Origin of the sequence: Sphingobium salicis subsp. salicis (assembly GCF_049472635.1) — a bacterium.
GTDB classification, from domain to species: domain Bacteria; phylum Pseudomonadota; class Alphaproteobacteria; order Sphingomonadales; family Sphingomonadaceae; genus Sphingobium; species Sphingobium yanoikuyae_A.
The window spans coordinates 2,216,169-2,231,853 of record NZ_JAYRCS010000001.1 but is presented as its reverse complement, the minus strand read 5'-3'; the positions used below and the strand labels follow the sequence as shown (position 1 = coordinate 2,231,853).

16 protein-coding genes are annotated in these 15,685 nt (G+C 63.1%); 13 read left to right on the top strand and 3 right to left on the bottom strand.

Annotation, left to right across the window (positions count from 1 at the left end; genetic code table 11):
* Window positions 1-245: 245 nt before the first annotated feature.
* The gene (locus VHN57_RS10870) at window positions 246-734 is read right to left on the bottom strand and encodes a MarR family winged helix-turn-helix transcriptional regulator (protein ID WP_278986660.1); all 489 of its coding nucleotides are present in this window, start codon (window positions 732-734) and stop codon (window positions 246-248) included.
* A gap of 264 nt (window positions 735-998) precedes the next feature.
* On the opposite strand from VHN57_RS10870, the gene ectA reads away from it, so the two are divergent.
* From ectA to VHN57_RS10815, 11 genes are all read left to right on the top strand, one after another.
* Window positions 999-1,490 carry a diaminobutyrate acetyltransferase gene (ectA, locus tag VHN57_RS10865; RefSeq protein ID WP_278986662.1) on the top strand — a complete coding sequence of 164 codons (492 nt, stop codon included), beginning with the start codon at window positions 999-1,001 and terminating at the stop codon, window positions 1,488-1,490.
* Window positions 1,491-1,505: 15 nt separating this feature from the next.
* Window positions 1,506-2,816, top strand: coding sequence for a diaminobutyrate--2-oxoglutarate transaminase (ectB, locus tag VHN57_RS10860; protein WP_423283805.1), 1,311 nt, complete (start codon window positions 1,506-1,508; stop codon window positions 2,814-2,816).
* A 15-nt stretch (window positions 2,817-2,831) separates the two neighbouring features.
* Window positions 2,832-3,245, top strand: a complete 414-nt coding sequence (locus tag VHN57_RS10855) for an ectoine synthase (RefSeq protein WP_069337340.1) — start codon at window positions 2,832-2,834, stop codon at window positions 3,243-3,245.
* Between the two features lie 176 nt (window positions 3,246-3,421).
* Complete coding sequence (gene thpD / locus VHN57_RS10850; RefSeq protein ID WP_278986658.1) at window positions 3,422-4,342, top strand: ectoine hydroxylase; 921 nt, start codon at window positions 3,422-3,424, stop codon at window positions 4,340-4,342.
* Entirely contained in the window at window positions 4,339-5,781 is a 1,443-nt protein-coding gene (locus VHN57_RS10845; RefSeq protein ID WP_017498923.1) for an aspartate kinase, read from the top strand. The genes thpD and VHN57_RS10845 overlap by 4 nt, the downstream gene beginning before the upstream one ends.
* Window positions 5,782-5,801: 20 nt before the next feature.
* The gene (locus tag VHN57_RS10840; protein ID WP_017498924.1) at window positions 5,802-7,037 is read left to right on the top strand and encodes an MFS transporter; all 1,236 of its coding nucleotides are present in this window, start codon (window positions 5,802-5,804) and stop codon (window positions 7,035-7,037) included.
* Window positions 7,034-8,368, top strand: a complete 1,335-nt coding sequence (locus tag VHN57_RS10835) for an MFS transporter (RefSeq protein ID WP_423283802.1) — start codon at window positions 7,034-7,036, stop codon at window positions 8,366-8,368. The genes VHN57_RS10840 and VHN57_RS10835 overlap by 4 nt, the downstream gene beginning before the upstream one ends.
* Window positions 8,365-9,618: a mechanosensitive ion channel family protein gene (locus tag VHN57_RS10830; RefSeq protein WP_278986654.1), complete on the top strand. Its 1,254-nt coding sequence runs from the start codon at window positions 8,365-8,367 to the stop codon at window positions 9,616-9,618. Before VHN57_RS10835 ends, VHN57_RS10830 begins: the two co-directional genes overlap by 4 nt.
* A gap of 637 nt (window positions 9,619-10,255) precedes the next feature.
* Complete coding sequence (locus VHN57_RS10825) at window positions 10,256-10,711, top strand: helix-turn-helix domain-containing protein (RefSeq protein ID WP_144033782.1); 456 nt, start codon at window positions 10,256-10,258, stop codon at window positions 10,709-10,711.
* Between the two features lie 187 nt (window positions 10,712-10,898).
* A complete protein-coding gene (locus VHN57_RS10820; RefSeq protein WP_144033781.1) occupies window positions 10,899-11,579 on the top strand; it encodes a hypothetical protein in 681 nt (226 codons plus the stop codon).
* A gap of 129 nt (window positions 11,580-11,708) precedes the next feature.
* Window positions 11,709-12,044: a hypothetical protein gene (locus tag VHN57_RS10815; RefSeq protein ID WP_237449622.1), complete on the top strand. Its 336-nt coding sequence runs from the start codon at window positions 11,709-11,711 to the stop codon at window positions 12,042-12,044.
* A 117-nt stretch (window positions 12,045-12,161) separates the two neighbouring features.
* Here VHN57_RS10815 and VHN57_RS10810 read toward each other — a convergent pair whose 3' ends face one another.
* Complete coding sequence (locus tag VHN57_RS10810) at window positions 12,162-12,386, bottom strand: hypothetical protein (RefSeq protein ID WP_237449623.1); 225 nt, start codon at window positions 12,384-12,386, stop codon at window positions 12,162-12,164.
* 41 nt (window positions 12,387-12,427) lie between these two features.
* A complete protein-coding gene (locus VHN57_RS10805; protein ID WP_048575834.1) occupies window positions 12,428-12,766 on the bottom strand; it encodes a hypothetical protein in 339 nt (112 codons plus the stop codon).
* A 265-nt stretch (window positions 12,767-13,031) separates the two neighbouring features.
* Here VHN57_RS10805 and VHN57_RS10800 point away from each other — a divergent pair, with 265 nt between their 5' ends.
* Window positions 13,032-13,946: a DUF7146 domain-containing protein gene (locus VHN57_RS10800; RefSeq protein WP_082166042.1), complete on the top strand. Its 915-nt coding sequence runs from the start codon at window positions 13,032-13,034 to the stop codon at window positions 13,944-13,946.
* Window positions 13,947-14,036: 90 nt separating this feature from the next.
* A complete protein-coding gene (locus tag VHN57_RS10795; protein ID WP_423283798.1) occupies window positions 14,037-15,674 on the top strand; it encodes a PRTRC system ParB family protein in 1,638 nt (545 codons plus the stop codon).
* Window positions 15,675-15,685: the final 11 nt, after the last annotated feature.

Below are 15,685 nucleotides of genomic sequence, written 5' to 3'. Positions count from 1 at the left end.
ACCGGCGGTAAGCTGAAGCTCGGCAGCATCTCGAAGATGAGAGGACGCTATCAGACGGCAGCTCGATGGTTCGTAGTGGTTCATGGTTGGAACGAATTTTGGCGCGCAAGCCGCGCATGCTGGTTTCAGTGGCTCTCGCCAACAAGATGGCACGCATGGTGCGAGTTTCGCCGATAAAGAACGAAGATTACAAAGCTCCTGCTGCGGTCACGACTAAGCTAAGGTCGCGGCCATAAGAAGGGGCGTCAAAGCGGCTCCGACCGGTCGATCCTGCCGCTGTCGAGCAGCGGTGCGGCGTCGATCGAATCTGCGTCCATCAGCACGGCAAGCCTTTCCGTTGCGGCGAGGATCATGGCCTGTTCCCAGCTTGGCAGGGCGTCGAAGCGATCGGTGAAGCGCTTCTGCAGCGGGTCGGGGGCGTCGGCCAGGGCGTCACGGCCGGCGGGCAGCAGGGTCAGGTGGATCTGGCGCTTGTCACGTTCGCCGCGTTGGCGCTGGACGAAGCCGAGCGCGACCAGTCGGTCGACGATCGCGGTGATCGTCGCCTGGCTGAATTGCAGCGCCTGCGCCACGGCGGAGGGGGTGACGGACAGGCGCGCGTCGATTTCCCGCAGCACCAGCAATTGTGAGGGCGTGAGCCCGGTCGTCGTCGCCAGCTGACGGCTGCCGATTTCGGTCGCGCGCAGGACGCGGCGCAGCGCGCGCAGGGTCAGGGAGGCAATTTCGGAATCCATGGGAAGGCGCATAGCGCGAAGTCCCGCAAAGCGCCAACGGGGCCAAAAGTTCCTCATCATATACTTCATCATATGAAATATAATTTCGGCTTTGGGGTTGAAGATGGCGCCGATGATCGGCATATAACCGCCCGTCTCGCCGGAGAATCTGCTTCTCCGAGTAAAATATAATTCGGGAGATGAACAATCTTCGATTCCCAAGCTACAGCGGCTGCTTCGCCGCCACGGGCTTCTGCGCGCTCTCGATCGGGCGAGGGGCAGGATATCGTCTTACGCAAGCCCGTCGCCACGGACGGGCCGGCCATCAGCGGATTGATCGCGGCCTGTCCGCCGCTTGATCGCAATTCGGCCTATTGCAACCTGCTGCAATGCACGGACTTTGCCGGCAGCTGCATCGTCGCCGAGCGCGGCGGTGCGGTGGTCGGCTGGGTATCGGGCTATCGCCCGCCGGCAGCGCCCGACAATTTCTTCGTGTGGCAGGTCGCGGTGTCGTCTGCCGCGCGCGGCCAGCGCCTTGCCGGGCGCATGATCGAGGCGCTGCTGGCCCGGCCCGAGCAGGCCGGCGTCACCCATCTGACGACGACCATCACCGACGATAATCGCGCCTCCTGGGCCCTGTTTCAGCGGCTGGCGCGGCGTTGGGGCGTTCGGATCGAAAAGACCGCCCGCTTTGAAGAACAGGCCCATTTTGCCGGCGCCCACGCCACCGAATGGCAGGCACGCATCGGCCCGTTGCCGACCCCGGCACAGAGTTGAGAGAGATTGAAAAGCATGACCGTCACGACCAAGCCCAAACCCACCAGTGCCATGCCCGACACGGCCATTTATGAGCGGCGCGAGTCCGCCGTGCGCAGCTATGCCCGCGCCATGCCGCGCCAGTTCAACCGCGCGGAAGGCGTGTGGATGCACGACAATCAGGGCGGCCGCTATCTCGACTTCCTGTCGGGCTGCTCCACGCTCAATTATGGCCACAACCACCCGGTCCTGAAGGCTGCGCTGGTCGACTATATCGCCGGCGACGGCATCACCCATGGCCTCGACCTGCACACCGATGCCAAGGCCGACTTCCTTGGCACGCTGGAGGATGTGATCCTGCGTCCCCGCGGGCTTGATTATCGCGCCATGTTCACCGGGCCGACCGGCACCAATGCGGTCGAAGCCGCGATCAAGCTGGCGCGCAAGATCACGGGTCGCGAATTGGTGATCGCCTTCACCAACGGCTTTCACGGCATGACGCTGGGCGCGCTCGCCTGCACCGGAAATGCCGCCAAGCGCGGCGGCGCGGGCGTGCCGCTGAGCCATGTCGCCCATGAACCCTATGACGGTTATCATGGTCCTGATGTCGATACCGCCGACCTGCTGGAACGGCGCCTGTCCGATCCGTCGAGCGGCCTTGATGCACCGGCCGCCATCCTGGTGGAGACGGTGCAGGGGGAAGGCGGCCTCAATGCCGCCTCGCCGCAATGGCTGCGCCGGATCGCCGAGATCGCCAGGCGCCATGGTGCGCTGATGATCGTCGACGACATCCAGGCCGGTTGTGGCCGTACCGGCAATTTCTTCAGCTTCGAAGGCATGGGCTTCACCCCAGACATCGTCACCATGGCGAAGTCGCTGTCGGGCATGGGCCTGCCCTTCGCGCTCACCCTGTTCCGTCCGGAACTGGATCAATGGGCGCCGGGCGAACATAATGGCACCTTCCGGGGCAATAACCATGCCTTCGTCACCGCCACCGCCGCGCTGCGCCATTTCTGGGGCGATGCGCAGTTCGAACAGGATATCGCCCGTCGCGGCGCGCTGCTGGAACGGCGGCTGGACGCGATGGCGGCCGAACATGGCCTGTCGACGCGCGGCCGCGGCATGATGCGCGGCATCGACGTCGGATCGGGCGAAATCGCTCAGACCATCACCGCCGCCTGCTTTGCGCAGGGGCTCATCATCGAAACCAGCGGCGCGCATGACGAGATCGTTAAGATACTGGCGCCCCTCGTGATCGAGGACGCCGTGCTGTCGGCCGGCCTCGACATTCTCGAGGAGAGCATCCGGTCCGCGCTGACCGTCACTTATGGCGTCGCTGCAGAATAAGAGGAGATTTCAGACATGATCGTTCGCAAGCTTCAGGACATCCGCAAGTCCGACCGCAATGTGAAGTCCAAGGGCTGGGAAAGTGCCCGCCTTCTGCTGAAGGACGACAATATGGGCTTTTCCTTCCACGTCACCACCATGTACGCGGGCGAGGAACTGCACATGCACTACCAGAACCATCTGGAGGCGGTGCTGGTGCTCAAGGGCACGGGCACGATCGAGGATCTGGGCACCGGCATCACCCATCAGCTGGCGCCCGGCGTCATGTATGCGCTCAATGCCCATGACCAGCATATCGTGCGGCCGGAAACCGATATCCTGTGCGCCTGCACCTTCAATCCTCCGGTCACTGGCAAGGAAGTGCATGACGAGAATGGCGCCTATCCCGCCGATAGCAGCGCCGCGCGCGAGCCTGCACTGGCCGACTGATGCGTGACGCTCCAGCATTTTCAAAGCAGATGGCCACATCTGCTGACTCGGGAAATGCGGACAACAACGAAAATTGGAGCTTGATCCGATTCAGTATGAACGGATCAAGCTCTGGCTTGGGGCCTGCCCGAGCCAGCCACGCCTTTATTACCTTAGATTGAAAAAGGGGGAGTCCCATGAAAGACCTCTACCCGTCCCGCCATGCCGACATGGCGGAATTCCTGCCGCGCCACGATCCGGTCGTCCATGCCGACTGGAGCGCTGGCGCGCCGATCAGCCGCGACCAGGCCGATGCCTTCGATCGCGACGGCTATCTGGTGCTGGAAGACATTTTCTCCGACGCGGAAGTCGCCTTCCTCCAGCACGAGGCCCGCAAGCTGCTGGCCGATCCCGATGCGCTGGAAGCCGAAACGGTGATCACCGAACCGGGCGGCAAGGAAGTCCGTTCCATCTTCCGCATCCATGCCCAGAGCCGGGTGGTCGAGCGGCTGGCGGCCGACAGCCGCCTGGCCGGCGTGGCCCGCTTCCTGCTGGGTGACGATGTCTATATCCACCAGTCGCGGCTCAACTATAAGCCCGGTTTCCAGGGCAAGGAATTCTACTGGCACAGTGATTTCGAGACCTGGCATGTGGAGGATGGCATGCCGCGCATGCGCGCGCTGTCCATGTCCGTGCTGCTGGCGGAAAATACGCCGCATAACGGCCCGCTGATGCTGATCCCCGGATCGCATCGCCAGTATCTGACCTGCGTCGGCGAGACGCCCGAGGACCATTATCGCCAGTCGCTCAAGCGCCAGGAATATGGCGTTCCCGACGAGGACAGCCTGGCCGAACTGGCGCATCATCATGGCATCGTCGCGCCGACCGGCAAGCCCGGATCGGTGGTGATCTTCGACTGCAACATCATGCACGGGTCGAATGGCAACATCACGCCGTTCCCGCGCGCCAATGCCTTCCTGGTCTATAATGCGGTGTCCAACCGGCTGGAGGCGCCCTTTGGTGTCGACCGGCCGCGCCCTGCGTTCATCGCCGCGCGCGGCGAACCGCCGGTCATCACGCCCATCACCGGCCCCCTGATGCAGGAGGCGCTGGCATGAGCAGCCTGCATAGCGTCGAGAAGATCGGAGGCACGTCCATGGCCGCGACCGCGACATTGTTCGACAATGTGCTGATCGCCGGCCGCAAGGGCGCGGACCTCTATCATCGCATCTTCGTCGTGTCGGCCTATGCCGGCATGACCGACCTGCTGTTGGAGCACAAGAAAAGCGGCGAACCGGGTGTCTATGCCCGCTTCGTGGCGGACGAGGATGCGGACGGCTGGCGCCAGGCGATGGAGGCGGTGCGCCGCGCCATGCAGGAGCGCAATGCGACGATGTTCGCCCGCGCCGACCGGCTGGCGGAAGCCAATGCCTTTGTCGACATGCGGATCGATGCGGTCGCCGCCTGTCTTGACGATCTGGCGCGGCTGCGCAGCCATGGTCGCTTCTGCGTCAAGGAACAACTGGTGACGGTGCGCGAACTGCTGGCGGGGCTGGGCGAAGCGCATAGCGCGCATTCGACCGCGCTGCTGCTGCGCGACCGGGGCGTCAATGCGCAGTTTGTCGACCTGACCCTGTGGGACCAGCAGGACATGCGCGAACTGGACGACCGGATCGGCCAAGCGTTCGCGCCGATCGATCTGGCAACCACCCTGCCGATCGTTACCGGCTATGCCGGATGCAGCGAGGGCATGGTGCGCCTCTATGCCCGTGGCTATTCGGAAATGACCTTTTCACGCATCGCCGTGCTGACCAAAGCGCGCGAGGCGATCATCCACAAGGAGTTTCACCTGTCGAGCGCCGACCCGCGCCTGGTCGGCACGGACAAGGCGCGCAAGATCGGCCGCACCAACTATGACGTGGCGGACCAACTTGCCAATCTGGGCATGGAGGCGATCCATCCCGGCGCGGGCAGGGGGCTGCGCCAGACCGACATTCCGCTGCGGGTGCGCAACACCTTCGATCGGGAAGATGGCGGGACGCTGATCTGCGGCGCCTATGTCTCCGACACGCCGCGCGTCGAGATCGTCACTGGCGTGCGCCATGCGCAGGCGCTTCAGTTCTTCGAGCAGGATATGGTCGGCGTGAAAGGCTATGACGCGGCGATATTGGACGCGCTGGCCCGCCATGGCGCCTGGATCGTCAGCAAGGCGTCGAACGCTAACACCATCACCCATTATCTGTCCGCCGATGCGGCGACGGTGAAGCGGGTGATCGCCGATTTGCAGGCGCGCTATCCCGACGCTGCCATATCGGCCCAGCCGGTGGCGATCGTGTCGGTCATCGGCAGCGACATAGCCCGGCCGGGGCTAGTGCCCGACGCCCTGCAGGCGCTGGCCGATGCCCATGTGCCGATCGTCGCGATGCAGCACCAGATCCGCAATGTCGACGTGCAGTTCATCGTCGATGTCGATCATTATGAGACCGCCGTGGGCGCGCTGCACCGTGCCCTGGTGGAGGACGGGGCGGAACCGGCGGAGGATCGGCGCGCGGCCTGATCCGCCCCCGGTCATCCCCCATGTTCGCCGCGATCCACCCCGTCCGCAGCCTGCTGCTCGCCATCTTCATGCTGATGGCGGGCAGCGGCTTCCTGTCCACGCTGATCGGCCTGCGGCTGGAGCGGGCAGGGGCAGGCACGATGGCGATCGGTGCTGTCGCCACCGCCTATTTCGGTGGGCTTGTGGTGGGTGCGTTGCGGGCCGGGGCGATCGTGCGACAGGTGGGGCATATACGCGCCTTCGCCGCCTTCGTCTCGCTGCTGTCGGCCAGCACGCTGGCCTATGCCTTGGTCCGATATCCGCTCTTCTGGGCCGGACTGCGCCTGATCGACGGCATCTGCGTCGCGGGCGTATTCATCTGTCTGGAAAGCTGGCTCAACGACCGGGCGGAGGCGCAAACACGCGGCAGCGTGCTCGCCGCCTATATGGTCGCCCTCTATTCGGGGCAGGCAGTGGGGCAATTGCTGCTGGGCGCCAGCGGCGCGCTGCCCGCCGTGCCATTCCAGATCGCCTCCATCCTCATTTCCCTGGCCATCATCCCGCTCTGTCTGACCCGAAGCAGCGCACCCGCGCCGGTCGATGCGCAGGCCTTCACCATCCGCGCCCTCTATGCCGCGTCACCGCTTGGCACGGTCGGCTCGGTTGCGACCGGGCTGATGCTGGGCGCCTTCTATGGCATGGCTGCGGTGCATGTGCGCCGGCTGGGGCTGGACCTTGGCGCGACCGCTAGCTTCATGATGATCGTCATCCTGGGCGGTGTCGCGCTGCAATGGCCGCTGGGGCGCCTGTCGGACCGGCTCGACCGGCGGCGGGTGATCGTCGGCTGCTTTGCCGCGACGCTGGCGGTCTGCACGGCGCTGGCGATGTTGGTGTCGGGCGGCCCGCTGCTGCTGGCGCTCGGCGCCCTGTTCGGCGGCCTCAGTTTCGCCCTCTATCCGCTCTGCGTCGCGCACTGCAACGACCGGCTGCTGGCGACCGAGCGGGTCGCGGCGAGCGGGCGGCTGGTGCTGCTCTATTCGGTTGGCGCGGCGATCGGCCCGCTCGGCGCTGCCTTGCTGATGAGCCTGGCGCCGACGAGCGGCCTCTTTCTCTTCATTGCCCTGTGTGCCGGCGCGACGCTGGCCTTCGGCCTCTGGCGCCAGACGGCGACCCCGCCCGTGCCGGTGCCCGACCAGCAGGACTTCCAGATCGTGCCGCGCACCACGCCGGTGGCCTCGCTGCTCGATCCCAATACCGTAGACGGACTGACCGAATGACCGCTTCCGCCGTTCCTGCCAGCCCTGCTGCCCCTTTACAGGCCGACCAGGCCACGTTGCGCCGGGCCATTGCGGCGTCGGCGCTGGGCAATGCCACCGAATGGTTCGACTATGGCATCTATGCCTATGGCGTGACCTATATCTCCGCCGCGCTCTTTCCCGGCGAGGTGGATGATGCCATTTTGTTCGCGCTGGCGACCTTTGCCATTTCCTTCCTCGTCCGGCCATTGGGTGGCCTGTTCTGGGGACCACTGGGCGACCGGCTGGGGCGCAAGTCGGTGCTGGCGCTGACCATATTGTTGATGTCGGGCGCGACGCTGGCCGTCGGCCTCATCCCCGCTTATGCGCAGATTGGCTGTGCTGCGCCCGCGCTGCTCATCATCCTGCGCATGGTGCAGGGCTTTTCCACTGGCGGCGAATATGGCGGGGCCGCGACCTTCATGGCCGAATATGCGCCCGACGCCCGACGCGGCTTCTATGGCAGCTTCCTGGAGTTCGGCACGCTCGCCGGCTTCTCCTTCGGTGCGGCGCTGATGCTGGGCTTTTCGCTGCTGCTGGGGGACGCGGTCATGCATGCCTGGGGCTGGCGCATTCCCTTCCTGGTGGCCGCGCCCATGGGCCTCATCGGCATGTATCTGCGGTCGCGGATGGAGGACACGCCGGTCTTTCGCGAGCAGGCGGCCGAAGGCAGCGGATCGCCGTCCCTTTCCCGGCTGCTGCGCGACCATAAGCGGCCGATGCTGGTCGTGGGCGGGCTGGTCGTGGCGCTCAACGTCGTCAACTATACGCTGCTCAGCTACATGCCGACCTATTTGCAGCGCCGCATCGGCCTGTCCCCGGACGAGGCGCTGGTGGTGCCGATCATCGGCATGCTCTTCATGATGATCTTCCTGCCGATCGCCGGCCATATGTCCGATCGGGTGGGCCGCCGTCCGATGTGGCGGCTGTCGCTGATCGGCCTGCTGGTCGCGGTGGTGCCGCTCCACATGCTGATGGCGACGGGGCTGGTCGGCGCGATCATCGGCTTTGTCCTGCTCGGCCTGCTCTACGTGCCGCAACTGGCGACGATTTCGGCGACCTTCCCGGCGCTGTTCCCCACCATCGCACGCTTCGCCGGCTTCGCGATCGCCTATAATCTGTCGACCTCGCTGTTCGGCGGCACGGCGCCGGCGATCGGCAGCGCGCTGATCGGCGCGACCGGCAATGAACTCATGCCCGCCTTCTACATGATGGCGGCCTGCATCATCGGCCTGATTGCGCTCCGCTTCATGCCGGAAACGGCAGGCCGGTCGCTCCACGACGATCCGTTCGAAGGGGAGCGCGCCGCATGATCAGCCAGCTCTATATCGCGTCGGACAGCCTCCAGATCCTCACCCGCGGCTATGTCGACAATGTCTGGTTGCAGGCCATGACGGGATTGCTGCTGCTCGGCGCATTCGCCTGGGCAGCCAACTGGGTGGCCAAGCGTATCATCCTGACCCTGTTGCTGCGACTGATCGATCATCTGCCGTTCCGGGTCGAGGCCGCGCATATTGGTGCCGTCGTCGCGCGCCTGTCGAACATCGTGCCGGCGCTTATCATCCAGTCGGGCGTCGCCGCCGTCCCGCATCTGCCGGTCAGGCTCGCCGGATTCATCGCCAGCCTGAGCACCGCCTTCATCATCCTGACGCTGGCCATCGCCTTGAGCGGCCTGCTGACACTCGGCAACGACCTGTATCAGCGCCGCCCCGATGCCGCGAACCGGCCGATCAAGGGCTATGTGCAGGTAGCCAAGCTGCTGGTCTATGGCGCGGCGAGCATCCTGATGATCGCGGCGCTGATGGACCAGTCGCCCTTGCTGCTATTGTCGGGGCTGGGGGCGATGGCGGCCGTGCTGATGCTGGTGTTCAAGGACACGATCCTGTCGCTGGTCGCATCCGTCCAGATCGGCTCCAACGACATGATCCGGGTGGGCGACTGGATCGAGATGCCGCAGCTCGACGCCAATGGCGACGTGATCGACATCGCGCTGCACACGGTGAAGGTCCAGAATTTCGATCGCACCATCACCACCATCCCGACGCACAGGCTGATCAGCGAGAGTTTTCGCAACTGGCGCGGGATGCAGGAATCGGGCGGCCGCCGGATCATGCGGGCGCTGGTGATCGACCAGAACAGTGTCGGCTTTCTCGATGAGGCAGGGTTTGATGCCGTCGCACGCTTCGGCCTGCTCCGAACCTATCTGCATGACAAGCAGCATGACCTGTCACGCTGGAATGGGGACCATGCGGCGGACAACAGGCTGGATGGCCGGCGGCTGACCAATATCGGCACCTTTCGCGCCTATGTGCTGGCCTATCTGCGCGCGCATCCGAATATTCGCGCCGACCAGACCCTGCTGGTGCGCCAGCTGGCGCCCAGCGAACATGGACTGCCGCTGGAAATCTACGCCTTCGCCAACACCATCGTCTGGGCCGAATATGAAGGCATACAGGCCGATATTTTCGACCATCTTATCGCGATCCTGCCCGAATTCGGGCTGCGCCTGTTCCAGCGGCCCGCGGGAAGCGATCTGGGGCAGCTTCGCATTTCGCCCAAGTGATGGAACCCGATGAGATTCTATATCAGCCGCCATCAGCGACAACACAGGCTCAATTTGTGGCGCGGAGTGAACCAACTTCGGCGTAAGCCTCGCCTGTCTGCAGGCGTTGATAACGGCATCGTAGGGCGCTGGGGGTGCCTGCCGGAGTTTCTCGCAAATCTGCGGAAAATCGCCGAAATGGTGACCCCTACGGGACTCGAACCGGATTTTGGGGACACTACAGGGGATCGGAGGGGAAATAAACCACTATTTTTCAATAGTCAGCTTGCCCTAGATTACCCTCCATTACCCTAAATGTGCCACGAAATGTGCCACGGAGCACGCCGACCCGTGGCGCTGAAAAGCCAGCTAACGCGTCGCATCTGAAAGTTCAAGCTAATGCGCTGGTTCGACGTCGCACGTCTTGTCAGGCGCTGATGAGCCACCGTGCCAATCTGCGGACGAGATCAGCGAAAATGTCTCGCGATGTTAACCACATCCATAGCGAATATCCCCTCATAACGACACATTGCCGCACGATGGAATTCGTGCATGATGCCCTTGGAACATTCCGTTCCATACAGTGGGGGACAATCAAGAGCGGGACATCGACGCGGTTCGCGCGATGATACTCGCGATGGGACGGAGAGCGATGCCCATGAAACACGATGCTCAAATTGAACCTATGCTGGACGAGCACGGTCGCCCAGCCGTTTTCGCGCCTCTTTGCAGGTCGATCATCAAGGCAAGAGCGACGTCGACAGCAACGTTCGGCTCACTCTGCTCAGATCCTGGAAGTGAGATGCTTCTCGACCTCTACTGGCGCGAAAGTCAGGGCCTGAAGACATCTCTAACCAGCTTGTGGCTTGCGTCCAAAGCATCCGAGATGACGGGCCGTCGGTGCCTGGCGGTGATGGAGGAGCAGAACATTGTCGAGCGGATGCCTGACCCTTCCGATGGACGCCGGGTCAATGTGCGGTTCACGTCGGAGGGCCGCAAGAAGATGGATGCCTGTTTTAGCGCCCTTTTGCTCGGCTACGCCGAAACCTGTCGGGATTGCGCTTGCAGTTGCAATGATGGACCGACTTCACAGGACTGCAAGCCGTTGGAATAACGTGCCATTCTGCACTCTGATCGGCGACCTCCCTGCAGCTTCCACATATTGGAGGCGATGATAAGAACCCGCGGTGGAGCGCTGGCGGGTGGCCATGGTAAGGTTTTGTCCGTGTATGGCGATAATCATCTATTCGTCAGAACGGATATGGCATGCCGATCTGATATTTGGATCGGCGGAGGAATGCATGAATGCGGAAGATGCTATAGAGTTCAGTCGCAGTAAACTCGCACGCGACATCGCGCGGCTGCTCAACGGGCAATCGCGGACAGAACGACGTGCCATTCTCACAATGGCAAACAATATTCTGGACGCGGTTGATCGAGAGCCACTGTCACCACCGTGCGATGCCGACCTTGAACCTTCAGGTAGAGCCGACCCGGCGATCGAGGCCTTAGCCGCCTGGCACCTTATCCTACCCCGCACACGCAACTGCCTGATACACGATGCAGCCTTCGACCTTGGCGGTGAGACGTTGCGCCTCAGCAATGTAGCGACCCGATCGCACGAAAGCCTCGTGTTGATCGGCGGATTTGGCCGGATCTCCTATTATGATCTTGCCAGGATCATGAAGCGCTATGGCTGGGGTTTTAGTGCTCGACTTCCCGGACAATCGGCCGTGCCGGCACATTTCTTTCGGGACCCGGAGGGCGGTCTTGCCGCTGTGGACCGTGAGCTTAACGCGTATAGGCGTAGCCATGCGTTCGACGTGCATCTCCGCGAGACGAAGCAGCGCGAGAATCTGACTTACGAACAGGTGGCCAAGCGCTGCGGAGTGTCGGCGCAGGCAGCGAAAGAACGAATTCGAAGGGCACGCTATCTCGAGGACAAACGGACCGAATTTCCTTTGCCCAACGGTGCCTTCTAACTGCCTGGTCGTACAATCTGGCCGGAAGGACAAACGATGGATCAACGCGTCATCGATCTTTGGGATCGGCTCATGTCCTATGGCGAAGGAGATGCGGTCCCGCGCCCCGCATTCCGTAATGAGGTATAGGTGCTGCATGAAGCGATCACCGATGAGCAGAGTCGGCTTGGCCTCATGCGGATATTCAATTTTATATGCGATCTGGTGGCAGCGCATCTCGAAGATGCAGGTGGTAATCTTGAAGCCTTCGCTCCACCGGCAGGACCAGATATGGATTTCCTGCGCGCCGAAAGCCTTGTCGACGGCGTGCTGGACTGGAGCCGGCTGCGTTATGTGACCGAGCGCGAGGTACTGGCGAGCCGCGTGACAGCAGATGATCCGCTACGTCGTTACGCATTGGGCGACGATTTCGCCTTTGATGAATTTCGTGGAACGCCACCCCCGACGAGGCCGCTCCGCCATTGAGACAACGATTCTTGGCACCTCGATATTGGGGGACGTGTCAAGATACCGAATAGCGACTGGTGGGTTATTGCAGCGTCTCCCGCTGCTGGGCCAGAATTCTGCAATAGCCGACCTCCGTCATCCACTTCGCGCGGCGCAGATGATCTTTCCAGCAATGCAGAGTCCGCTCCGGCTCGGCGATCGGATCACGGTGTAGCACGACCGGGCAACCTCTTGCCAATCCGCGCCCGCGACGTCGGCGCCCAATAGCCGGAAATATGTGATGGTATGCTGATCGTCATAGGGCGTGATGTTGTCCGACCAAGGCACTTCGTCGGCAACACTTGGATCAAGTTCGATCATCGGTCTCTTCACCTTGCCTGTCCTTTGAGTCGGATCGCCCACTAGTTTGTCGTCTTTGGCGTTCCGTTGGCGTGATTCAACTCGAGGAGAAGCCAGTCTCGAAACTTGCCCATATATTCTCCCGTATCCGCGACAATCTGCGCCACCAGATCCTCACTGAGATCATCCTTTGTCAGATCGAGATCACGAAGAGCGCTCGCCACCATATGGCGCTGAAAGACATATATGGCGTTGCGGATGTATCCGCGCACAATTGTTTCGATCGCTTTGTCATCACCTTTTGCGGCATGGATAAGCTTTTCTATCGCCAAAACCGTAGGATTTGGCTCATCAATCGTCTGCCGCATTTCCGGCGTCAGCTTCCTTTCCAGTTCGGCCATAGATTACTCCGGATCGCTTGCTCATGGCATGTCGGAATATTCGCACGGACATACCAGGCGGACAAGGCCTAGCTGCGGCGAACTCCCGTCGGACTTCCTTCCGCAGTAGGACCATCCATTCTTCAATCGAGATCACACGAGGTGCGGACTGTGCGGAAGGTTCGCTTCGCTGTCTGTCACAGACCTCCTGATCTCACGTCGCGTCACCATTCCGGAAGGGGAGGGGGCTTGGGTTGGAGGATAGCCTTCAGCTGGAGTTTTTCTCATGGCCCTTTCGCGGACCAGCGCCGATCCCCGCTTGCATGCGGCCGCCGCCAGCATCGTCAAATCCCTGGGCGGCGAATGGAAGCCATCGGGTGCAATGTGCCGTTGCCCCGCCCATGACGATCATCGCCCGAGCCTTTCTGTCCGGGTCGGTGAACGCGGTATCCTGTTCAAATGCTTTGCGGGGTGCTCCACCATCGAAGTCATTCGCGCGCTTCGCGGTGACCAGCACCGCATCCCTTCGAACGAAGGCGGTCGCACCATGCCCGATGGGCAAGAGCGCCAACTCTCGGGACGGATACGCTCTCTCTGGAGGGAAGCCGGTCCGATTGGCGATACACCGGCCGAAGTTTATCTCGCATCTCGCAGACTGGCTGGTTCGTATCCCTCGCTCCGCTATCACGATCGGGTTCCCTACGGGCGCGGGGAAAACGTCTGCTTCCGCCCCGCGCTGCTTGCCGCTGTGGAGTGCGATACCGGCGTCATAGCTCTGGAGCGGCTCTTCCTCGATCCTCGCACTGGTCTGCCGATCGCCGACCTCGATCCCCCGAAACGGCTGCTGGGCCGACCCCTCGGCGGCGCGGTTCGCTTTGGTACCGCAACTTCCGTGCTCGGCCTCGCTGAGGGGTGGGAGACCGCATGGTCCGCGCATCTTCGGCTGGGCATTCCGGTTTGGGCCGCGTTGGGGTCCGATCGCTTGCCTCTGGTCACAATACCCGAGCGGGTCGAGCATCTTATTCTCCTCCCTGACGATGATCCTCCGGGTCGCCGTTGCGCGCGACGCGCCCGGCAGGCGCACACGCGGCCGGGTCTTGTGATCGAGACCAGGTTTCCCGGCGGCGGCTTCAACGACTGGAACGACCTGCATCGCGCAGAAGGGAGAGAGGGAAGGAGGTGGTTGGAGCAGGTGGCCTGACGGTCGGCTGCGATCCGCACATTCAGGCACGCGCGGCGGGACGCCGAGGCGGCTCTGATCAGCCCGCCAAATTCCACAAGGAGACGAGCCTTGACCTCGCCACAACAGAGCTATCCCGCCACACTGTCGCTATCCAGAATCGTGAAGGGCGACAATCCCCGCCGCTACTTCGACCGGAAAAAGCACGAGGAAATGGTCGCCTCGATCCGGCTGCGCGGCATTATTCAGCCCATATTGCTCCGCCCGAGAGCCGACGTCTTCGCCATCGTCTGCGGAGAGCGCCGTTACCGGGCGGGGCTAGAGGTCTACGGCGCCGACGGCGAAGTGCCAGTCATCATCCGCGAGATGACGGACCAGGAAGCCCTCGAAGCCGCGATCGCCGAGAACGACGATCGTGACGATCCTTCCGAGACCGAGCAGGCGGATGCCGCTGTCCGCTACCTTGCCGCGTGCCAGGGCGACCGGGCCGAGGCCATACGGCGGCTCGGATGGTCGCGCGATAAGCTCGATCGCCGCCTTGCGCTCGCCAATCTCTCCGAGGTGGTCAAAACCGCGCTCGACGAACGCCGGATCAAGCTCGGCCATGCTGAACTGCTCGCTGCGGTTCCCGGCGACAAGCAGGACAAGGCCCTCGATACGATCCTGAAAGCCGCTCTCGATGTGAACAAGACGCGCGAACTGCTTATGCGCGTCACGCAGCATCTCGGCGGCGCGCGCTTCGACAAAAGTGAATGCACGAGCTGCCCGTTCAACTCGGCCACGCAGCGCGCGCTTTTCGAAACTCATGTCGACGACGGCTATTGCACCAACGCGGCGTGCTTCGAACTCAAGACCGAAGCCGCCGAGGTGATCCGTTTCGAACAGGAAGAACGCGCCGCGAAGGCCGCACGGGCCGCGGCTCCACCCCCCGTCGAGACGGACGACGGTGACGATCATAGTGATGGGATCGAGGACACCACGTCATCGCCCGACACTCAGCCGCGTTCCGACGCTACCACCTTGAACTTGGATGGCGCCGGTACGCGCGCCGCGACGCCCGCCGCCCCGGTCGAGCCCGCAACCAGCGCCAGTGCGGCGGACAAGCCAGCTGTCACCGCCAGGTCGATCGCAGCCCGCACCACCGAGCTTCGCGAGGCGATGTGGCGAACCGCGCTTGCCCGGGCGCTCGCCGGCAATGCCGAGCAGGCTCGCACGACCATCCTTGTCGCGGCGATGTCGGGCACGCTCTCGCAGATCAAGTCCAATACGCTGACGTCGCGCGCCGGCCTGCTGGTCGGCCCCGAGTTTCCGGAGCTCGACTACAGCGCCCAGATCACCGCGATCCGCGCGCTGCCCGACGCCCGCGCGGCGAATGTGCTGTCCGTCATCGGCGCCGCCTACGCCAAGGATGTGGTCAGTTTCGGCCATGTCGCCGATCTCGCCAGGATGTTCGAGGTCGACCTTCGGCCAAGCTGGCAGGTCGATCAGTCGTTTCTCGAGCGATACACGAAGGGCGAGCTCAAATTCATCGCCCAGGAATGCGGCCTTGTCGCACATGTAGGCGAGAAGCGGTTCGCGAAGATGCTCGCCTCAAAGAAGCCCGAGCTGATTACCGGCATGCTCAATCGGATCGGCTTCGATTGGGCCGGGCGCCTGCCGAGCGCCATTACCCTCGACGGCACTTATGGTGCGCCCCCGGACCGCGGTGCCCACCAGGCCGAAGCGCCGATCGCGGAACTCGCTGCCTGACCGGCTTCCCC

What these genes read in the sequence shown, in the direction of transcription:
- VHN57_RS10845 (WP_017498923.1), top strand. Translation starts at nt 4,339, where the DNA reads ATGAGCAGCCTGCATAGCGTCGAGAAGATCGGAGGCACGTCCATGGCC.
- VHN57_RS10855 (WP_069337340.1), top strand. Translation starts at nt 2,832, where the DNA reads ATGATCGTTCGCAAGCTTCAGGACATCCGCAAGTCCGACCGCAATGTG.
- VHN57_RS10820 (WP_144033781.1), top strand. Translation starts at nt 10,899, where the DNA reads ATGAATGCGGAAGATGCTATAGAGTTCAGTCGCAGTAAACTCGCACGC.
- VHN57_RS10830 (WP_278986654.1), top strand. Translation starts at nt 8,365, where the DNA reads ATGATCAGCCAGCTCTATATCGCGTCGGACAGCCTCCAGATCCTCACC.
- VHN57_RS10840 (WP_017498924.1), top strand. Translation starts at nt 5,802, where the DNA reads ATGTTCGCCGCGATCCACCCCGTCCGCAGCCTGCTGCTCGCCATCTTC.
- VHN57_RS10810 (WP_237449623.1), bottom strand. Translation starts at nt 12,386, where the DNA reads ATGATCGAACTTGATCCAAGTGTTGCCGACGAAGTGCCTTGGTCGGAC.
- VHN57_RS10870 (WP_278986660.1), bottom strand. Translation starts at nt 734, where the DNA reads ATGGATTCCGAAATTGCCTCCCTGACCCTGCGCGCGCTGCGCCGCGTC.
- VHN57_RS10800 (WP_082166042.1), top strand. Translation starts at nt 13,032, where the DNA reads ATGGCCCTTTCGCGGACCAGCGCCGATCCCCGCTTGCATGCGGCCGCC.
- VHN57_RS10805 (WP_048575834.1), bottom strand. Translation starts at nt 12,766, where the DNA reads ATGGCCGAACTGGAAAGGAAGCTGACGCCGGAAATGCGGCAGACGATT.
- thpD (WP_278986658.1), top strand. Translation starts at nt 3,422, where the DNA reads ATGAAAGACCTCTACCCGTCCCGCCATGCCGACATGGCGGAATTCCTG.
- VHN57_RS10835 (WP_423283802.1), top strand. Translation starts at nt 7,034, where the DNA reads ATGACCGCTTCCGCCGTTCCTGCCAGCCCTGCTGCCCCTTTACAGGCC.
- ectB (WP_423283805.1), top strand. Translation starts at nt 1,506, where the DNA reads ATGACCGTCACGACCAAGCCCAAACCCACCAGTGCCATGCCCGACACG.
- VHN57_RS10825 (WP_144033782.1), top strand. Translation starts at nt 10,256, where the DNA reads ATGAAACACGATGCTCAAATTGAACCTATGCTGGACGAGCACGGTCGC.